This is a genomic window from Candidatus Avelusimicrobium faecicola (assembly GCA_900540405.1).
Lineage (GTDB): Bacteria > Elusimicrobiota > Elusimicrobia > Elusimicrobiales > Elusimicrobiaceae > Avelusimicrobium > Avelusimicrobium faecicola.
In genome coordinates this window covers 1-19,569 of record UQFW01000001.1, presented here as the reverse complement: position 1 = coordinate 19,569, position 19,569 = coordinate 1, and the positions used below count along the sequence as shown (strand labels likewise).

General features: G+C 49.8%; 17 protein-coding genes. 4 read left to right on the top strand and 13 right to left on the bottom strand.

The window, feature by feature from the left end:
• Window positions 1-4: 4 nt before the first annotated feature.
• Genes ACQY18_RS00085 through hpf form a run of 11 tightly spaced genes read right to left on the bottom strand, consistent with a single transcriptional unit; the run spans window position 5 to window position 9,448 of the window.
• Window positions 5-871, bottom strand: coding sequence for a bifunctional 5,10-methylenetetrahydrofolate dehydrogenase/5,10-methenyltetrahydrofolate cyclohydrolase (locus ACQY18_RS00085; protein ID WP_428038393.1), 867 nt, complete (start codon window positions 869-871; stop codon window positions 5-7).
• Window positions 872-917: 46 nt separating this feature from the next.
• Window positions 918-2,747, bottom strand: a complete 1,830-nt coding sequence (gene lepA, locus ACQY18_RS00080) for a translation elongation factor 4 (RefSeq protein ID WP_428038392.1) — start codon at window positions 2,745-2,747, stop codon at window positions 918-920.
• Window positions 2,734-4,473: a phosphoenolpyruvate--protein phosphotransferase gene (gene ptsP, locus ACQY18_RS00075; protein ID WP_176777605.1), complete on the bottom strand. Its 1,740-nt coding sequence runs from the start codon at window positions 4,471-4,473 to the stop codon at window positions 2,734-2,736. Before ptsP ends, lepA begins: the two co-directional genes overlap by 14 nt.
• A gap of 10 nt (window positions 4,474-4,483) precedes the next feature.
• A complete protein-coding gene (locus ACQY18_RS00070) occupies window positions 4,484-4,753 on the bottom strand; it encodes an HPr family phosphocarrier protein (protein WP_428038391.1) in 270 nt (89 codons plus the stop codon).
• A gap of 13 nt (window positions 4,754-4,766) precedes the next feature.
• Window positions 4,767-5,573 (bottom strand): PTS system mannose/fructose/sorbose family transporter subunit IID, encoded by an 807-nt coding sequence (locus ACQY18_RS00065; protein WP_428038418.1) that lies wholly within the window; start codon window positions 5,571-5,573, stop codon window positions 4,767-4,769.
• A gap of 18 nt (window positions 5,574-5,591) precedes the next feature.
• Window positions 5,592-6,197, bottom strand: coding sequence for a PTS sugar transporter subunit IIC (locus tag ACQY18_RS00060; RefSeq protein ID WP_428038390.1), 606 nt, complete (start codon window positions 6,195-6,197; stop codon window positions 5,592-5,594).
• Window positions 6,194-6,661, bottom strand: coding sequence for a PTS sugar transporter subunit IIB (locus ACQY18_RS00055; protein WP_176777609.1), 468 nt, complete (start codon window positions 6,659-6,661; stop codon window positions 6,194-6,196). Before ACQY18_RS00055 ends, ACQY18_RS00060 begins: the two co-directional genes overlap by 4 nt.
• On the bottom strand, window positions 6,661-7,065 hold the full coding sequence (locus tag ACQY18_RS00050; protein WP_428038389.1) for a PTS sugar transporter subunit IIA: 405 nt from the start codon (window positions 7,063-7,065) through the stop codon (window positions 6,661-6,663). Before ACQY18_RS00050 ends, ACQY18_RS00055 begins: the two co-directional genes overlap by 1 nt.
• 3 nt (window positions 7,066-7,068) lie before the next feature.
• Window positions 7,069-7,923, bottom strand: a complete 855-nt coding sequence (gene rapZ / locus ACQY18_RS00045; RefSeq protein WP_176777611.1) for an RNase adapter RapZ — start codon at window positions 7,921-7,923, stop codon at window positions 7,069-7,071.
• Window positions 7,913-8,869 (bottom strand): HPr(Ser) kinase/phosphatase, encoded by a 957-nt coding sequence (gene hprK, locus ACQY18_RS00040; protein ID WP_428038417.1) that lies wholly within the window; start codon window positions 8,867-8,869, stop codon window positions 7,913-7,915. Before hprK ends, rapZ begins: the two co-directional genes overlap by 11 nt.
• A gap of 24 nt (window positions 8,870-8,893) precedes the next feature.
• Entirely contained in the window at window positions 8,894-9,448 is a 555-nt protein-coding gene (hpf, locus tag ACQY18_RS00035) for a ribosome hibernation-promoting factor, HPF/YfiA family (protein WP_176777612.1), read from the bottom strand.
• 558 nt (window positions 9,449-10,006) lie between these two features.
• Between hpf and ACQY18_RS00030 the strand changes: the two genes are divergently transcribed.
• Complete coding sequence (locus ACQY18_RS00030) at window positions 10,007-10,975, top strand: glycosyltransferase family 2 protein (RefSeq protein WP_428038388.1); 969 nt, start codon at window positions 10,007-10,009, stop codon at window positions 10,973-10,975.
• A 38-nt stretch (window positions 10,976-11,013) separates the two neighbouring features.
• Here ACQY18_RS00030 and ACQY18_RS00025 read toward each other — a convergent pair whose 3' ends face one another.
• A complete protein-coding gene (locus tag ACQY18_RS00025) occupies window positions 11,014-11,238 on the bottom strand; it encodes a hypothetical protein (RefSeq protein ID WP_176777614.1) in 225 nt (74 codons plus the stop codon).
• A gap of 194 nt (window positions 11,239-11,432) precedes the next feature.
• On the opposite strand from ACQY18_RS00025, the gene smc reads away from it, so the two are divergent.
• The 3 genes from smc to ACQY18_RS00010 all read left to right on the top strand — a co-directional run bounded on the left by smc (window position 11,433) and on the right by ACQY18_RS00010 (window position 18,177).
• Complete coding sequence (gene smc, locus ACQY18_RS00020; protein ID WP_428038387.1) at window positions 11,433-14,909, top strand: chromosome segregation protein SMC; 3,477 nt, start codon at window positions 11,433-11,435, stop codon at window positions 14,907-14,909.
• A complete protein-coding gene (locus ACQY18_RS00015; RefSeq protein ID WP_428038386.1) occupies window positions 14,910-15,647 on the top strand; it encodes a metallophosphoesterase family protein in 738 nt (245 codons plus the stop codon). It begins immediately after the preceding gene.
• 388 nt (window positions 15,648-16,035) lie between these two features.
• A complete protein-coding gene (locus ACQY18_RS00010) occupies window positions 16,036-18,177 on the top strand; it encodes a glycosyltransferase (RefSeq protein ID WP_428038385.1) in 2,142 nt (713 codons plus the stop codon).
• Here ACQY18_RS00010 and ACQY18_RS00005 read toward each other — a convergent pair.
• Window positions 18,133-19,569, bottom strand: a 1,437-nt coding sequence (locus tag ACQY18_RS00005) for an ArnT family glycosyltransferase (RefSeq protein ID WP_428038384.1), incomplete at its 5' end; no start/stop codon positions are given. The two genes, ACQY18_RS00010 and ACQY18_RS00005, sit on opposite strands and share 45 nt — an antisense overlap.

The window sequence follows — 19,569 nt, the reverse complement described above, 5'->3', positions numbered from 1 at the left end:
CTCCTTAAATTTTCCTCTCACCTGATAATATAATGTTTTCCAGCAGGCACGCAAGCGTGACCGGCCCCACACCGCCCGGCACCGGGGAAACTTTACACCCCTTAGCCAGCAGGGCGGCGCTGTCCGCATCCCCGCACAAAGCGCCGTCGGGCGATAAGTTGGTGGCAATATCAATCACCGTACTGCCGCCGCACACCATATCCGCGCGCAACAGGCCCGCTTTGCCGGCGGCGCAACAAATTAACTGCGCCCCCGCCAAGGACTGCTTCAAATCCTGCGTTTTGGTATGGCAGATTTTTACCGTGGCATTTTGGCACGTCAGCAAATGCGCCAGCGGCCGGCCCACCGTGGGGGAACGGCCGATTACCGCGGCTTCCACCCCTTCCAAGGGAATATGGTGGTATTGGAGCAACCGCACCACGGCCCGCGCCGTACACGGCACAAAACCGGGGAGTTGTTCCACTTCCTGCCAGGTTTTACACAAAAACAAATTACCCATATTGGCGCAAGACATACCGTCTATATCTTTTTCCGGCGCCAGTACGCGCTCGTAGCCGCAGGCCGCCAACTGCGCAGGCAACGGCCGCGCGATTAAAATGGCATCCACCGCCGGGTCTTTGGAAGCGTTAGTCAGCATTTCCAAAAACGCCGCCGCGCCCATGTCGTCCGATAAGGGGAAAATTTTAGTTTCCACCCCTAACTTTTGGGCGGCCTGCACTTCTTTATGCAAATACACATACGCGGCGTAATCGTCCGCATTACCATAGGCATAGAGCTTGAGCGCGCGGCCCAATTTACGGCGCACGGCTTCCGCCCGCTCCGGCAGGCTTTGGCGTATAGTTGCGGCAAGTGTTTTTCCTTCTAAAAGCATATTACGGATATTTTACCAAATTTTAACGTCCGGCCCGGGGGCGGCGTTATTCTTCGCTGATTTTAAGCATGGAAACAAAGGCTTCCTGCGGAATGTTCAGGCTGCCGATAGACTTCATGCGTTTTTTACCTTCTTTCTGTTTTTCCAACAGTTTGCGCTTGCGGGAAATATCCCCCCCATAACATTTGGCAATTACGTCTTTGCGGAAGGCGGGAATCGTTTCACGCGCAATTACTTTGCCGTTGACGGCGGCTTGCACGGCTACTTCAAACTGCTGGCGGCCGATAAGCTCTTTTAACTTGGCGCACAACGCGCGGCCCAGCGTTTGGGCTTTGTCTTTATGCACCACTACGGAAAGCGCATCCACCGGGGTCCCGTGCAGTAAAATTTCCATAAGTACCACGTCCGAACTGCGGAACCCGGCCACCTCGTAATCAAACGAAGCGTACCCCTTGGAAACGGATTTTAACTTGTTGTAAAAGTCTATCACCATTTCGCCCATGGGCATTTCATACTTCACAATAACGCGCTGGTTGGAAAGGTGGTCTAAATTCATAAACGTACCGCGTTTTTCTTTCAGCAAAGTCATGACTCCGTCCATAAATTCAACCGGCGTGACAATGGTAATGTGGATAACGGGCTCTTTGATGTCTATAATATCGCCGTGCGGCGGGAAGTTGGCCGGGTTATCAATAATTTTATAGCCCGGGTCGTCCGTCGCGTCCGGCAAGGCGGAAAGCTCCTGCGGGTGCGTTTTGCGCGGCGTAAATTTAACGTGATACACCACGTTTGGAGCGGTGGCAATCAACGATAAATTAAACTCTCTTTCCAAACGCTCTTTTACAATTTCTATATGTAAAATACCCATAAAACCCAGGCGAAACCCAAAGCCAAGTGCCTTGGAAGTTTCGCTCTGGTAGTGGAAAGAAGAATCCGACAAATTCAGTTTTTCAAGCGCCGTACGCAAGAGCGGGAAATCGGTAGTTTCTATGGGGAAGATACTGGCAAAAACCACCGGTTTGGCGTCTTCGTACCCTGGTAAGGGCGTTTGGGCCGGGCGCTCGGCCAGGGTGACGGTATCCCCCACTTTTACCTGGTGAATATCTTTAATGCCAGCCACTAAATAGCCCACTTCCCCCGCGCTTAACTGCGTGTCTTTATGCAGTTGTTTGGGGGTCATGTAGCCCAGTTCTTCAATTTTGTAAGTAGCGCCGGACGACATAAACCGGATGGTTTGCCCCGGTTTTACAGTGCCGTCTACCATGCGCACATACATAATTACGCCGCGGAAAGCATCATAAAAAGAGTCAAAAATCAGGGCGCGCACGGGGGCGTTTTCATCCCCTTGCGGGGCGGGAATATCCGCAATAATGCGGTCCAGCAGATGTTCTATCCCCAGCCCGGTTTTGGCGCTGACGCGCTCCGCCTCAATGGGCTCGCCCAAAATATCCCACAGTTGTTCTTCGGACGAGTCCGCATCCGCCTGGGACAAATCCACCTTGTTCATGACCGGGATAATGGTAAGCCCTAATTTTTTGGCCAAATGGGCGTGCGCCACCGTTTGCGCTTCCACCCCTTGCGAGGCATCCACCAACAGCAGTACCCCTTCGCACGCGCGCAGGGAGCGGGCCACCTCGTAGGAAAAATCCACATGGCCGGGGGTGTCAATCAGGTTCAAAATATAATCTTTATATTTGATGCGTACCGCTTTGGCTTTAATGGTAATGCCGCGTTCGCGCTCCAGGTCCATACCGTCTAACAGTTGGGCCTGCATTTTGCGCTTGGGCACGGTGCCGGTGTCTTCCAAAATACGGTCCGAAAGGGTGGTTTTGCCGTGGTCAATATGTGCCACGATAGAAAAATTACGAATCTTCATTTTTGTTTTGCTCAATTAAATTGCGTATATCTTCCGAACTGCCCATTAAAAGTGCAGCTTGGGCCAGGTCGGAACAGGTTTCAAAATTCAAATTGCGGATGTTGTTTTTTACGCGTAAAAACATACGCGGCGTGACGGATAAGGCATCTATTTCCAACCCCAACAACAAGGGCAACATTTTGGAATCAGAGGCCAGCTCCCCGCAAATGCTTACTTTCTTGCCGCGTTTATGCGCAGTTTGGATAATTAAATTTAAGGTGCGGATAACCGCCGGGTGGCAAGGGTCGTACATGTGGGCCACTTCCTGGTTAATGCGGTCTACCGCTATTAGATATTGTATCAAGTCATTCGTGCCAATGGAAACAAAATCCAATAATCCAATCATGCCGTCTAATGCCATGGCCGCGGCGGGGACCTCTATCATGGCCCCCAACGCCACCCGGTTGATGGGCTTTTTACCCTGCGTTTCCAACGCTTTCAGGGCCGCCTCATACGCGGCGCGCACATGGCGGACTTCTTCTACCGACGACACCATGGGAATCATAATGCGCACTTGGGCGGGCACTTCGCACGCGGCGCGCAAAATGGCCCGCAGTTGGGTGTGCAAAAGTTCCGGGTTTTTTAAGAACAGCCGGATACCCCGGCACCCCATAAATGGGTTTTGTTCCAATTCAAACTCGTCCAGCGGGAACTGCGGCATTTTGTCGCCCCCCAAATCCGCCAAGCGGATAGTGACCGGGCGCATATCAAAGCGTTTGGCAATAGACAAGTACATTTGGTACTGGTCGTCTTCCGTGGGCGGCACGGGGGTATTCATATATAAAAATTCCGTACGCAACAGCCCCAGGCCGTCCGTAATCAGCTTTTTATTTTCTTTGGTATCGGTGCGGGGGTCAAAATTTACAAACAGCTTTAGCGGGTGGCCGTCTTGCGTGATAACCGGCAAATGGTTAATGGTTTTCAGCAACGCTTCCGCTTTTTTGTTTTCCCGCTGGATTTTTTTATAGTTGGCCAGGGTGTAGCGGTCCGGGTTGATAATGAGCAGGCCGTTATCCCCGTCCACAATGACGGTATCGCCGTTTTGGATTTTTTTAGTAGCGTTGGAAAGCCCCACCACGGCGGGCATTTTAAGGCTTTGGGCCAAAATGGCCGTGTGGCTTGTTTTGCCGCCCACGTCCGTACAAAAACCGAGTACCTGGTTTTCTTGCAGGTTAATCGTATCGGAAGGGTACAAATTATGGGCAATTAAAACAGACGGCTTTTTTATGGAAGCCAAAAACTCGCCCTTATCGCCCTCCAAATTTTTAGCTAGGCGCTTGCCCACGTCAAAAACGTCGTTGCGGCGCTCCTTAAAAAAGGGGTCTTCTATTTTTTCAAAACTGGCGGCAAGCTCCTGCAAAGTAATAAAAATAGCCGCTTGGGCCGAAAGATGTTCATCCAAAATTTTATGGCGTACGGATTGGTGCAACGTAGGGTCTTGCAAAATGAGTTTATGGGTGGACAACAGCTGCGCGTATTCCTGCCCCAAAGTGGCAAGCACTTTTTTTTCGCAACTGTCCAATTCGCGCATGGTGTTATCCACGGCGGCTTTCATTTTGGCAAGTTCGTTTTTGGCCTCGCCCGGTTCCACATACTGCCGGGCAACGGCAAAAGAATCCCCCGGCAAAATAACAGCCGGTCCGATAGACACCCCGGGGCTGGCCCCTACGCCTTTTATTACAAACATACCCATCCCTTTAGTATTCTTCGTTAAATTTTTCGTCAAAAAGTTGTTTGAGGGCATCCAGTGCCGCGCGTTCGTCGGCACCGTCGGCCGTCAGCGTAATACTGGCGCCGTATTCCGCCGCCAGCATCATAACCCCCATAATGCTTTTGGCGTTTACTTTTACATCCTCTTTAGCAATAGTAATATCGCAGTTAAATTCGCCCGCTTTTTGCACAATCATCATAGCAGGCCGGGCGTGCAAGCCCGAACGGTTGGAAATTTTAACAGTTTCCGTAATCACTTAATTCCCCTTTTTATAAATAGCACGCAATATTAAAAATAATTACTGCCGCCAAATACAAATACATATTAGGCACTTTTAATTTGCGCGTTAAAAAACTGATTATTACAAAAAACAACACCAATATAGCGCGGGTAATAAAATGCAAATCCAACGCTAAATTTTTGAAATAATAATACACCCCAAACAACATGAGCCCGGCCGCCAGCACCATGCCCAGGCGTTTGGCATTATAAATGGTTTTGTTCCAATCAAATTTAGTCAGGCCGAAGCAGGTTTTTTCGTCGGAATTATAGCCAATGGTAATACCTTCCCACCGCACGAACAAAGCCACGCTGTTATATACAAAAAAGGCGGCGGCTCCGGCACAAAAAGCATCCAGCGGCAGTGGGTTTTCCAATAATTCAATTTCAAAAAAGTTGACCCCCAGGCACAGCCAAATAAAAATGGCCAACAGCAGGGTGAGCGGTTTTAAGGTGCCCCAAAACAAACGGTCCCCAATAGAAGCCGCCGTAATGGAAAGCCCGCGCCGCGCCCCTATCCATTCGGCCACGCGCTCCTTAAAATCGGTCACGCTTTTGGCCTGCGCCACGGCTTCTTCCTTTTTAGCCAGTGCGCCAATGCAAAAGGAAGCCATCACCGGCTGGGTGTTAAAGGTGTCCAAATAGCGGGTGGTCACCGCGGGCAGGGCCTCTTTGTCCTGCGCATACAAGCGGGTGAGAAAGGGCATCATAATATAAGTGAGCCCTAAATTTTGGAATTTTACATAATTCCACCCCGTTTGTAAGAAAAACGAGCGTAAAAATAAACGCAAATGCATGGAAAAATTCATCATACGCTACCTTGTTTTCAACCGGAACGCCGGGATTAATGTGGCCAGGCCAATCCACGGTACCGACATATAAGCAAACTTAAACGCCGCATACGCCTTAATGGGAATATACGCCACAATGTTGTACATCAACTGGGTGCAAATCCACGCGCAAACGGAAACAAAAATCAAATTCATTAAAAAAACCGTTAATAACAGCCACCCCACCGTACGGCCGATAGCCTGCGGATGTGCGGCGGCGTTTTTTTCCAAAAATACCATCAGTCTAAAGCGGGTTTTGCGCAACCAACGGTCCAACTGGGCATACAAAATACCGGCCAGTACGCCCAGGAAAAACCCGAAGTACAGCTCTATGCCCAAAGAATACAAAATCATGGGGATAGCCGCCGTCATGACCCCGCTGGGCGGAATAATGCCGCCCAAAGGGGAAATATCCACAAACAAAAGTTCCGCAAACACCCCCACTTGTATCCCGGCCATTAAATCCCCGGTAATCAGCCCGAACAGCGGCCCCGCGATAATCGGGCGGGAAATAAGCCACTGCCCCGCGTAAGTAGTATCCAGTTCCAACAAGGCCGCCAGTAAGCAAAGCACGATAATAGATGCGGTCATGGCAATACAGCCTCCAACGAGATGGATTTAGAATTCGGCACCGCGCGGGTTTCTATATTTAAGCCCAATGTTTTGAAAATAGACAACAGGCGTTTATCCTGCTCGTCCAAAAACACATTGTCATCCAGTTTTTGCGCGCCCTGCTTAAAGTGCATACCGCCAATGTTTAAGGATTTTACTTTTAGCCCGTCTTCCAGTAGCGGCATGACGTCCGCCAGTGAGGCGGCCAACAGAAAAATATTTTTGGCGGAATGTTCTATATAATCTTTACAGCGGTGCGCATCCAACACGGTTAATTCATATTCGTACGGCAAACTAAGGCGCAGGAGCCCCTCGTTGAAGTTCCCCTGCGCTTTGGGAGAGCGGGGAATGACAATTTCATCAACGTTCAGCTCCGGCAACCATGCTTGCACAATTTGCCCGTGGATAAGCCGGTCATCCACGCGCGCGAAAACGATAGGCATTATAATCCTTTAATCAACAATTCCGTGGCGTTAATAACGGCGCGTTTGCCGTCTGCTTCAATTTTTTCTGCCAATTCTTTGGCGGATAATTTTTTGCGGTTGTTTACCGCGGTTAGTAGCATACTCAAGTTGAGCCCCGTAATGACGTTGCATTTGGGGTTATCTTTGCTGGCGGTCAGCGCAACATTGGTGGCACTGCCCCCAAAAATATCCGTCAAAATCACGGCGCCGTCCGGGCAGTCGCTCAGCAACGCTTTCAGTTTGGCCGCTTCTGCTTCTACCGAAGACGCCGCCGCAATAGACAGCGTTGCAAAATCGTCCGGCGTTTTGCCGATAATTTGCGCCGTGGTGTTTAACATTTCCCGGGCTAAATTGCCGTGGGTGACTAAAATAATTTTTACCATATATTAAATTCCTATATCCCTATGAAATTCGGAAGCCGTCAGCCCCGCCTTGCGCAGGCGTTGTGCCAGCTCGTGCGCCATAAACACGCTGCGGTGGTGCCCGCCCGTGCAACCCATGGCGATAGTTAAATAACTTTTACCTTCCTTTATATACTTTGGTATCAAATATTTGATAAGGTCCGCAAATTTTTCAATAAATTCGCCGGTTTCCTTAAAAGACATAATATAATCTTGCACCGCTTTATCCAAGCCAGTTTTTTCCTTTAATTCCGGGATGTAATACGGGTTTGGCAAAAACCGCACGTCCATTACAATATCACAATCTTTCAAAATGCCGTGTTTGAACCCGAAAGACACTACGGAAATTTGCATATCGTCTTCCCGCTTGGATTCCAACAGCGCAGAAAGTTTTTCTTTTAGTTCGCCCAGTTTTAAGTCGGACGTATCTATTACTTTATCGGCCAAAACCTGGATGGGGCTTAACAGTTGCCGCTCGTGCGCAATGGCCGCGGCCAGTTTTTTATGCAGGGGGTGTTTGTGTTTCGTTTCGGAAAACCGCCGGATTAAACACTCGTCGCCCGCGTCTAAAAAAATCACTTTGGGGGCAAAATCGTTGCGGTTGAGGGTTTTTAACAGTTTGGGCATTTCTTTCAGGCTTTCCCCCTCGCGGATGTCAATGCCCAACGCCACATTATTTAAGTCCGCCCGGCCGGAAACATATTCAATAAAATTGCCAAATAAAGCCAAAGGCAGGTTATCTACACAGTAGAAACCGAAGTCCCCAAAAATTTTGAGCGCTTGGGATTTGCCCGCGCCGCTCATACCGGTAATAATAAAAATTTTGCGTTTATTTTTCATCTTTATTGGCTGTTTTTTTCATACGGTCCAGAATTTTTTTACTAAATTCTTTGGCCGAGAATATCCCCTGAGATTTTAACCGCTGGTTTAAGGCGGCCACTTCTATTAGTACCGCCAAGTTGCGCCCCGGCGTGACCGGCAGCGTTAAAGACGGTATTTCTACCCCTAAAATTTTGGTGGTTTTTTGGTCCACCCCCAAGCGGTCTAGGCCGGTTTTTAACGGCGGGGTCAGGACGACTTCCAACTCTATATTCATTTCGTCCAGCGTGGAGCCCACCCCAAACAACAGCTCCACATCTATAATGCCCAGGCCGCGCACTTCCATATAATGCCGGAGCATGGCCGGGCAAGAGCCCACCAAAAAGCGGTTCCACCGCGCTTGTACTTCCACTACGTCATCCGCCACTAAAATATGTCCGCGTTTAATCAGCTCCAGCGCACATTCGCTCTTGCCGATACCCGCCGCCCCGCGGATTAAAACGCCAATGCCGCTTACGCCCACCAACACCCCGTGGATATGGGTGACGGGCGAAAGTTTTTCGTCCAACCAGCGGGAAAACGCCGCCAAAAAGGCCGACGAATCCAACGAGGTTTTTAAGACGGGCACATCCGCGCTTAAACACGCCTTTTTAATAGCGGGCAAAGGGTCCAAATCCGCCGCCATAATCACGCACGGAACAGACCCTTCGCTCAATAATTTTTCCACATTTTGGCGCAATTTGGTTTTGTTGGCCCGCTGGCAGAACGCTTGTTCCCCCTGGCCGAACACCTGCACGGAATGGGCGCGGAAATTATCCAAATGCCCGCACAAAGCCAGGCCCGGGCGGTTTACGCTAGGCTGCGTAATTTCCCGGTGGATATACCGCTTGCCGCAAACCAGCTCCAGGTTAAGGCGCTTAACCTGGAGCAGTTCGCTAACTGTGACAGACTTTGTAAATTGCGCTATAACGCCTTCTCCCGGCGGGGCCGGTTATTTCTTTTTAATCGGTTTAATTAAACCGTAAGTGCCGTCCAACCGTTTGAAAATCAGGTTGATTTGTTTGGAATCTTCGTCTAAGAACATCCAGAAGGAATACCCCAGGCGTTCCATTTCATAAGCGGCATCTTCCGGGTTCATCGGGGAAACTTCCACCTGTTTAATCACGGAGAATTTAACGTCGTTCTGCGGCAGGAGTACATGGTCCGCAAACGGGTTAATTTCGGCTACTTCTTTTACGGCTTTTTTGGCCACTTTGCGGGCCTGCGCTTTGCTTTTTACTTTTTTAGCCTGGCTTTCCACTTTTACAGCGGCGGAATCAATGGCTTTGTACAAGTTTTCTTCCACGGCGCTGGCGGTCAGCGTGGTTTTGGCGCCGGTGTGTACAATAATTTCCGCGCGTTGGTTAATTTTCTTTTCCACAGAAATTAACACTTGCACAGAAACAATATTGTCAAAAAAGTTTTCAATCTTGCTGACGCGTTCATTAATGTGTTTTTTAATGGCAGGCGTGAGTTTAATGTTTTTGGCAGTAATTTTAATATCCATAAAATGCCTCCGTATAGGAATTGCGAGTTTTCCCCGTATACTAATTAAACCATTAATAAAAAGGTGTGTCAACGCGTACGGACGTTAACGGAATTTACAACTCATTCAACAGGCCAAGGCGGCCTTTAGGCGGTGCATACTACCCGGCAAGAATAGCGGTTATTTGATGTCCTCCCCTGTGGCTAATGCTTATTGGTAGTATACGCCGGAGAACAAAAAAATCAACCCCTAAAAAATAAATTTGCTATGATAGGGTAAAGGTGCTATTTCTTTCGTTTTTAGTGCCGGATAAAACAGGGGCCGTTTCCCTGTACAATTTTAGCTGTTTTTGGAATCCCGCGAAGAACGGGATGCGCCGTATACCGCGGCACACATCACTCCAAAAACAGCCGTTTTGAAACACAACCCGTGCGGACTAATTACCCGCATAGGTTGTGTTGAATGCTTTTTGCCATATTTTTATATGGCAAAAGGCTACGGCTGTTTGTTTCGGGTTAGTGATGTGGCTCGGGGCAAATGGCCGTTTTTGTTCTTCCTTGGGGTTCAAGGAGAATCCCTATGAAACACCCCGCCGTATCTGTATTAATTCCTGTATACAATGCCGAAAAATTTTTACCCGCTTGCCTGCGTTCTCTGCAAGAGCAGACCTTTACAGATTTTGAAGTTCTCTGTATCAATGACGGCTCTAAAGACCAATCGCAAAAAATCCTGGAACAATTTGCGGCCGGCAACGTGCGTTTCCGCTTTATAAACCAACCGAATGCCGGGGTAGGGGCCACCCGCAACCGGCTTTTGCAAGAAGCGTACGGGAAATTTTTAGCTTTTGTGGATGCAGACGATTGGGTAGCCCCCACCTATTTGGAAGACCTGTACTCCGCCGCCCAAAAAAATCAGGCGGATATAACGCGGTGTTTCTTTAAGGAATGGAACGAACAAACAAAAAAATGGCAAAAACCCTTTTGCGGCAGCAGTTTTTTCCGCCCCATCGGTTCTACGCCCAAACAGCGTTTTTTGGCCGGTTATTATGACCCCGTGGTTTGGGGTAAATTATACCGCGCCGATTTTATTAAAAAAGAGCAGATAAAATTTCTAACCGGAGCCACCGCCGAGGATTCGTCTTTCAGTATTCTTACTTTTATGACGGCAAAGCGCATACATACCGTTCCTAAAAGCAATTATTATTACAGGAGGGAAGTTCCTTTCTGTATTACCTCACAAAAACACACCATGGACCACGGCACTCTGCACAACCGGCTCTATTTATGTGATGAATTTGCCCGGCGGGGCTTTTTAACCCCGGAAGTAGCTATTGCTTTATTAAGATGTGTAATAGGTGCATTGCGGCAGTTAAATAAAGGGGGTGCCTGTTTAGAAAACGACACCGTTGTAAAACGCGCATTCATCTATTTGCAACGGGATAAAGAATTTTGCAACTGCACTGGGAGGTGGAGAATAAACTTTTTCTTGGCATTGGCCGGGCGTTTTGGCACAAAAAGATTTTCTTTTTGGGCAAAAGTATTCCGTTAAAAGCTATAAAAAACCCCGCTTATGCGGGGTTCTTAAATTTATTTTGCGTTCACCATTTTGGCTCTGGAGATATCGCCTTTCTTATCCAAGAAATACAAATATCCTTTTTCTTTTTTGATGCCGCATTTTTCAACTTTCTTCGGCTTACCGCCTTTTTTGCCGCCGCGGGCCATTTGCACACGGGCAATATCACCGTCTTTATCAATGTAGTACAGGAAGCCGTCTTCGCGTTCCATTCCAACTTTAAGCACTTTTTCTGCCATGTGAAGTATCCTCCTTTCTAAGGAAAAACAGTCTTACAGAAAAAGTCTAATAAAAAAACGAATACTTTGCAAGCAGTTTTTTCCGTCTATGTTCCGAGAGAGCCTCCCCCGCGCGCGCGGAATCCGCTTTTTGCCTTATATAAGGTATAGGGAAATGGTATAATGGGAATATATCTGCCTAAAGGGGACTGTATATGTATTTGAAAGCAATAGAAATCATCGGTTTTAAGTCATTTGCCGATAAATCCCGCCTGGATTTTGAGCCCGGCATTACCTGCGTGGTAGGGCCGAACGGGTGCGGCAAATCCAACGTGATTGACTCCGTGCGTTGGGCCATTGGCGAAATGAGCTGGAAGTCCCTGCGTTCCTCCTCCATGGTAGATATTATTTTTAACGGCACCGCCAAACGCGCCCCCTTAAATATGGCACAAGTGAGCATGGTGTTTGATAACGCCACGCGCCAACTGCCACTGGATTTTGATGAAATTACCGTCACGCGCAAAATTTTCCGCACTGGGGAAAGCGAATACTTTTTGAACAAAGTACAATGCCGCTTGCGTGATATACGTGATTTGTTTTTGGATACGGGTATCGGCGGGGAAGGCTACGCCATTATTGACCAGGGCGGGGTAGATACCGTGTTGGCGGCCTCGCCGGAACAGCGCCGCGAAATGTTTGAAGAAGTGGCCGGCGTATCCAAATATAAAGTAAAGCGGGAAGAATGTATCAAGCGGTTGGAGCGCGTGGATTTGGATTTGGCCCGCCTGGCCGACACGGTGGCGCTCATAGAAGAACAAATCAAAAAGTTGGACAGTGAAGCCAAAAAAGCCCGCCTGTACCAACGCTACCGCGAAGAACTAAAAGAAAGCGAAATTGCCATTTCCGTTTGTTCCATTAAAGAATCCGACCAGACGATTGCCCGCCTGTCCGGCGAGTTAGACCCGGTCGTCCGGCAACTGGCCGATTTGGACAACCGCATTTCCGCGCAGGAAGGGCAAACCGCCGCGCTGGACTTAAATTTAACCCATAAACAAAAAGAAGCCAGCGCCTTTAACGAAAAAATTTCCGCCTGTAAATACCAGGTGGGCTTGTTGGAAGGCGCCATTAAAAATTGTGACAATTTAACCGCGGAGCTAACCAACCAGTTAGCCGCCAGCGGGGCCGAAGCCCAACGCGGGCAGAGCCGTATTGCGGAACTCGGCCCGGCGCTCACCCGCTTAAAAGAACAGCTCCAAACCGTGGCCAAAGAGCTGGAACCGCTCCAGGCCGAATACAACCAAAAAGTAGCTTCTTCCCAAAAGTTGGAACAGGATTTGCGCCAAGCCGATACGCAAGCCCAACGCGCGAGTAACGAGCGCATGCGCCTGGTGCAACGCCAAATGGAAGTTTCCAATAAAATTTCTATTGAAGAATCTTCCGCCCAGCGCGAAAACGAAGATTTAATCACCCTGGAAAAATCCAACCAAGCGGCCCAAAGCGGCCTGGCCGGGTTGGAACAGGCGGCGCAGGAAATCCGCGCCCGGCTGGAAGAAAAACGCCGCGCGGCCGAAAGCGCCAAAGCCGCCATCACCGCCGACGAAGAAAAACTGCGCGCCTTGCAAAACGCACGCGCCGCGCTGAACGAAAAACTCTCCGGCGTAAAATCCGCCCGCGCCGCGTTGGCCGCCAAATTGGAACTCATCCAAACCCAAGGGAAAAACGACCCCTATTGGGTGGGCGTGCAAACCGTCACGCAAAGCGGTATCGGCGGTATCAAAGGTACTTTGCGCAAAGCCTTAAAATATCCGGCCGCGTTAGGGGTGGCGGTGGAAGATGCGTTCGGCAAATATTTAGATGCCGTTTTGTGTGAAAACGCCGCCGCCGCAGACAGTGCGATTGCCAAACTGAAAGAACACGGCAAGGCGCGCGCCAAATTTATTATTTTGCCGCAAGTGCCGCAAACGGCAACGCAGAACGGCACCTTAAAAACGCAGCTTACTTATGCGCCGGAATTGGAAAATTTAATTAATTTTATCATTGGCGGATACAACTGCCCGGCGGAAGGCGAAGTGCGTGATGCCTTTTTTGTGGCCGGCGGGGCCGCGGGCGTAAAAGCGCCGGAAGCCTACTGGGGGGAAGAAGAATCCGTCCGGCGGCAGGCGCAGGAGCGCGCGCAGGAAGAAGAAGCCGTCAGCAAAGAAATTATTGCTAATTACGATTTGCTTTCCAAGGCGGAAGAAGCCTTGCGCCAACAACGCGCCAAATATCAGGAAGAATTACTGGCGCAAAACTCCGTGCGCAACGAGCTTTCCAACAAAGAAAACGAAGTCCGCCAAACGCAGGCCCAGTTAGCCCGTGCGGCGGCCCGCAAGCAGGAAATGACGGCCCGGTTGGAAAGCCGCAAACACGCCGCGGAAGCCTTAAAAAAGACGTTGGACGAATTAAAAGCCCAACAAGACGGCCTGGTGCGGCAAGCCGAAGAAGCCACCTCCCGCAAAGCTGTTTTACAGCAGGAAGGCGAAAACTTAAAAACGCAAATTAATGCGTTAAGCTCCAAGCTGTACGAAGTAAAAATCAAAAAAAATAATGTGGAGCTGGATTTGAAATCCACCGATTTTGAATACCGCGCCTTGCTGGACGGCGAAGGCAAACGCAACGAAAAAATGGCCGCCTCCAACGCGCGCTTAAAAGCGTTGGCGGACGAAAAACTGTCCACCCAGGCCAAACTGTCCGGCGAGCGCGACACATTGGCCAAACTGGAGTTGGACGAACACCAACTGCGCCAAGAATTAGAAGCTCTTAAAAAAGACTTCAGCGATAAAACCGCCGCGCTCAACACCACCAAAAAACAACAGGCGGACTTAACCATTAAAAAGAACGATTTGGAAAACGCCCTCTCCAACGCGCGCCGCCAACGCACCACGGTTGTAAACAACCTGTTTGAAAGTTGGAACATCACGCCGGAAGAAGCCGCTATGAATTTTGGCGATAAACCCGTGGATTACGAGCGCGTAAAAATGATGCGCAAACGCATAGAAAATATGGGGGCCGTTAATATGACCGCGCCGGAAGAATACGACGCGCTGACCGAGCGGCACACGTTCTTAAAAACGCAAATTGGGGATTTGGACTCCGCCAAGAAAGACTTAAAAGCCGCTATCAATAAAATCAACCAAACCACGCGGGAAAATTTCAAATACACGTTTGACCAAGTGCGTATGCACTTTAGAAACATCTACCAAACGCTGTTCCGCGGCGGCGAGTGTGATTTGGTACTCACCCAGCCGGAAAATCTGCTAGAAACCGGCATAGAAATTTACGCCCAGCCGCCGGGCAAAAAACTGCTCAACATTTCGTCTATGTCCGGTGGGGAAAAGACACTCACGGCGCTCTCGTTATTATTTGCATTCTTTACGCACAATCCGTCCCCGTTCTGCATTATGGACGAGGCGGACGCCGCGCTGGACGAAGCCAACGTGGAGCGGTATGTAAACCTAATTAAAGAGTTTTCCAAAACCACGCAATTTATTGTCGTCACGCACAACAAGCGCACCATGGAATCGGCCCGCATGCTGTATGGGATTACCATGGAAGAGAGCGGCGTATCCAAAGTAATGTCTGTTAATTTGGAAGACCGCACCGTGGCCGGCATGCAAAAGAAAGAAGAAATTGAATCCATGGCGGAGGGATAAGTGAAGTACGGTGTATTTTCGGACCCGCACGGGAATTTGGAAGCCTTAACGGCCTGTTTGGAGCGCCTGAAAAAAGAGGGCGTAAGCCATTACATTTGCTGTGGGGATTTGATAGGCTACGGCCCGGACCCGGAAGAATGTGTCAAGCGCGTGCGGGCACTCAAAAACCTGGTGTGCGTGATGGGCAACCATGATGCCGTTTTTGTGTTGCCGGAGCTGGAAAGTTTCTTCAACCGGGAGGCCGCCCTGGCCCTGGATTACAGCCGCAGTAAAATGAGTGACGAAAGCGTGCGCTATGTAGCCACCCTGCCCAAAAAATACCAGGGGAAAAATTTTACCGCCGTACACGGCACGCCGCTGGACCCCATTAAAGAGTATTTTTCCAGCTGTACGCAATTTAAGGTGAATTATCCGCTTTGGAAAGGGCAAATTTGCTTTGTGGGGCACACCCATTTGCCGTTTTTTATCCGCGGGAACGCAGAAGAATGTGGCATTTTTTTGAACCGCAAGGCCGATTTTACCGTAAAGCTGGACCCGGCCATGCGCTATGTTATCAACCCCGGCTCCGTGGGCAAACCGCGCGATAATGACCCGCGGGCCTCGTTTGGCATTTGGGACACGGCGGCCGGCACGTTCCGTTTTATCCGCCAGGAATACGATTTCCGCCCCACCCAACAAAAAATGCTTGCCGCCAAACTGCCCGCCTTTTTGATAGACAGCCTGACCCTCGGCCTGTAATTGGCGGCGGAATTATCTTATAGTTTTTGTTTATAGTTGCAAAATAAGCTACAATAAATTAGCATTATTACAGGCTTTGTGCCTGATACAATTTATTCTGTTTTTGGAATCCTATGAAGAATAGGAAGGCTTTGGAGAAATCCAAAGCGCTGAGAGAGTCCAAAAGCAGCTGGTTTAGGCAGAAGGTAAAGGGAAGTCATGAGCCCTTTATCTTCTGCCGAGTGTTTCGCACCTGTATAGGGGCGGAACCACGGCTGTCTAATGGCAAGGCTTCTCTCAGACTTGGCATTATTCAGCCGTTTTTTATGCCTTGCATATAGGGTTCCTTTCCCGGTGTAAACCGGCGCGGGCGGTAGCCTTCCACCCATGAAATTACTGAGAGAAACCTATGCAAATAGATGTTGTAATTGCTTCTAAAAACGGGTTTAAGCACTTAAAAGAGTGTTTGCCTACGGTAGTGGCGGCCGCCCGAAACTTCCACGGAACTGCTCAAATTATAGTGGTAGACGATAATTCCCAAGATGAAACCCTGCAAATGGGGCCCGCGCTGTTTCCGGCCATTACTTTTGTAAAAAACCCGAAAAGCGGGGTCTGCTCCGCGCGCAATTTTGGGGCCCGGCAAAGCAAGGGAACTTGGCTCTGCTTTTTAGATAATGACGTTTTTTTAGAGCCGGAGTTTTTTAATACGGCCGCCAAATACCTGCGCCCCGAAGCCTTTTGCGTGGCCTGCGCCGGCTACAAAGCCGCGCCCGCGGCAAACGGCCGGTTGGAGCCGTTAGACGGCGTAAAACTGATTTACTGGAAACACGGGTTTCCGCGCTTTACCCAAAACATCTATAACCAAAATCTTCCTAAGCAAGAAACTTATTTTTCATGGGGCGTACAGGGGGCCTATTTCTTTTGTCAACGGGCCCATTTTGAACAATTAGGCGGGTTTGATGAGCTGTTTGACCCGTATATGTTGGAAGAAACGGACCTGGCATACCGCGGCTTAAAACGTGGGTGGAAAATTGTATACGCACCCGATACCCGCCCCCGGCACAAATGCGGCGGCACAATCCAAAGCAAAACCAACCCCTACACCAAATTTTTATCCAAACGCAACCGCACGCTGTTTGTATGGAAAAACGTGCAGGACCCGCTCTTACGTCTAAGCCACGCCCTCCGCTTTTGTTTACAGGGGCCGCTGTTGTGGCAGAGTTGCCTGAAAAAATATCCGGAAATTAAAATAAAAGCCCGGGCGGAGCGGCAGGCCCGCACAGAACGCGACGCTGAAATTTTGGAACAATCCGCCTTGTTTGCCAAGCGGGCGGATAGCCGGCGTTGGCTTCGGCAAAGGTTGCAAATAAAGGCCGGCTTAAATTATTTATCGGCCCGATTAGCCCGCTATGCGGAAAAATACCACACCGCCCCTCAAATTGCCCTGCATTTAGCGCTGTCGTGCTTGCGGCTGATGTGGTGGCGGACACCCCGCCCGAATACTACAAACGCCCCCTTGCAGGTTTGTTTAACCTTTGAAGGCGGGCTAGGGGATTTGTTAATCGGCCTAAACTGGGCGTGCGCTTTTGAAAAAAGATGGAATACTGACCACTCCATGCAAATAGACGTTTGTTTTCAAAACCCCAAAATGGTGGCCGCGCTCGCCCCGGCGTTTGTGCGTCACATATCCGCCCCGCGCCAGCAAAACGCCGTTGCGTATGACTTACAAATAACGTGTATACGGGTGCCTGTGGTGCAATACGCCGCCGCAGAACGCTTGCCCGCACCCTTGGCTGAATATGTTTCCACATTACTGGCCTTTGAAAAAGAACACGCACCCTTGATAGCTCTAACGCCCTATAAAGACGCGATCACCCAAAATATCTTTTCCCCGTGCATAAAGCGTTGGCATCAGCCGGATTGGGTGGACGCCTACCACTTGCAGGAAAAATTTTTATGGGAAATACCTTTAATCCAAGAGGCGGACACTTTGACGCGCTTTGAGCTGACAACCAAAAAATTTATTACGGTAAACAGAGAGGTCGGCTTTGCAAAAACGACAGAAAGCACCAAACTGTGGCCGTTAAACCACTACCGTCAACTGATAGATTTATTAAAGCAAGCGTATCCGGCCTATACACTGGTAGAAGTGGGGTGCGGGCGCGGCCAACGCTTGGGGAATACGCATAGCAGTTTGGTGGGTAAAACCTCTTTGGAAGAAATAAAAGTTCTTCTCAAACACGCCGCCCTGCATATAGATTGTGACGGCGGGCTCGTTCATTTGCGCCATGCGTTGCGAGGGGGCCCCAGTTGCGTGTTTTTTGGTCCCACTTCTGCGGAAGTATTCGGATATAGTGAAAATATCAATTTATCTTCGCAAGCGTGTCCCATCCATTGTGAATTTTATTCTAAAACTTGGCAAGAGCGCTGTATGCTAGAAAACCCTGTTTGCCTGGCAAGCATTACCGCGCAAACGGCGTTGGAACGCATACAGGAAAGCGGGGTGTTAACGATTAAGGCGGGGGCGGAGTTTGGAACACAACCACGCTAAACCCGCGCCGCCCAACAGGCAAAGGGCCGTTTCAAACGGCAGGCGGTAGCGCCCGCCCGCGCCGAAAAATACGGACGAAATGGCCCAAAAATATCCGGCAAACAACCCTAAAAAAACCGTTTCCGCGCGCCGTTTGTTTATCCACAAAATCACTGCGCCCAATCCGGCCAATAACGCCGTAAGCAAGGTTTGCGCGCCGCATAATCCCAACAAGATGTAGTCCTGCCAAGTGCGCAAATGTTGCGTGGGAAGCGCGGTTGTTTTGTTCAGCTGATAGTCAAACTCCGCTTGGGAAAGGGGCGGCGTTCCCCTTATAATACGGCTGATTTGGGTGTAAGAACCGCCCAGTAATGTTTTGGCTAACCAATATGGCGCGTGCGCCAGTTTATAAGGCCAGAACTTGCGCAACATGGGTTTAGCGTGTGCCAACAGCCACTCATCTTTTTGCGTGGGCGAAAATTGCCAAAATCCGGCCGGGAGTGCCTGATGCAATAACTGATCGCCCCCTTGCGCATTGAGCCCGCGCGCGTGGCCGACGGCATCTAAATTCCAAAAATACAAATTATACGCGGCCGAGGAGTGAAACCCCGCATATCCGGCCTGGCGGTAATTGCGCCATTGCCAAGCGCCGGTACAGGCCAGTATGGGCAGGCAGAAAACCAGTAGCGCGCACACGCATTTTCGGCACCCTTGGCGGTACGTTTTCAACCCTACCAACACGGCCCCCAAATAGAGCCAGTTATAAGCCACCGGGCGCACAAAAATTGCCGCCGTCAAAAAGAGGGACGCCGCCAATAAGCGCGGCCATTTTCCGCTTTTTATATAGCAGAGCGCAAAAAACAAAAATACCGTCAGCAAAAAAGCAAATAAAACGTCCGAAAGCAGGGCGAACGCATACGCCGCTAAAACCGTGCTGAACGCGCAAAGCACGCCGGCCGCCCGCGCCGCCGTTTTGGATAAAAACACCGCCGCGCTATGGTATACGAGCGGGACTAGCGCCGTAATGAGCAGGATTTGCACAAACACTACCGCCCACGCGCTTTGGCCGCTTACGGCATAAATGAGGGCCAAAAAAACCGGGTAGCCGGGCGTGCGGAACGTAAGCGGCGCCAAAGAATAAGGGTCCGTTAATTGGCCGGAAGTAAGCAGAGTTTGGGCGGGAGCGGTATAATACAGCGAATCCGGGAAGTGCAAAAAATCACTCCCTAGCGGATTAAAAGCCATCACATAAAAAAAGAGACCCACCCGCAACAGAAGTACGGCCAGCGTCAAATAAAGCAAAAATTTATCTTGAAAAATCTTACGCACCATATACAAAGTATATAAAAAAACGGCGGCGGCTTTTATGGGGAGATTACAGGCGCACACACTTTTCCCGCTTTTAACGGAGCG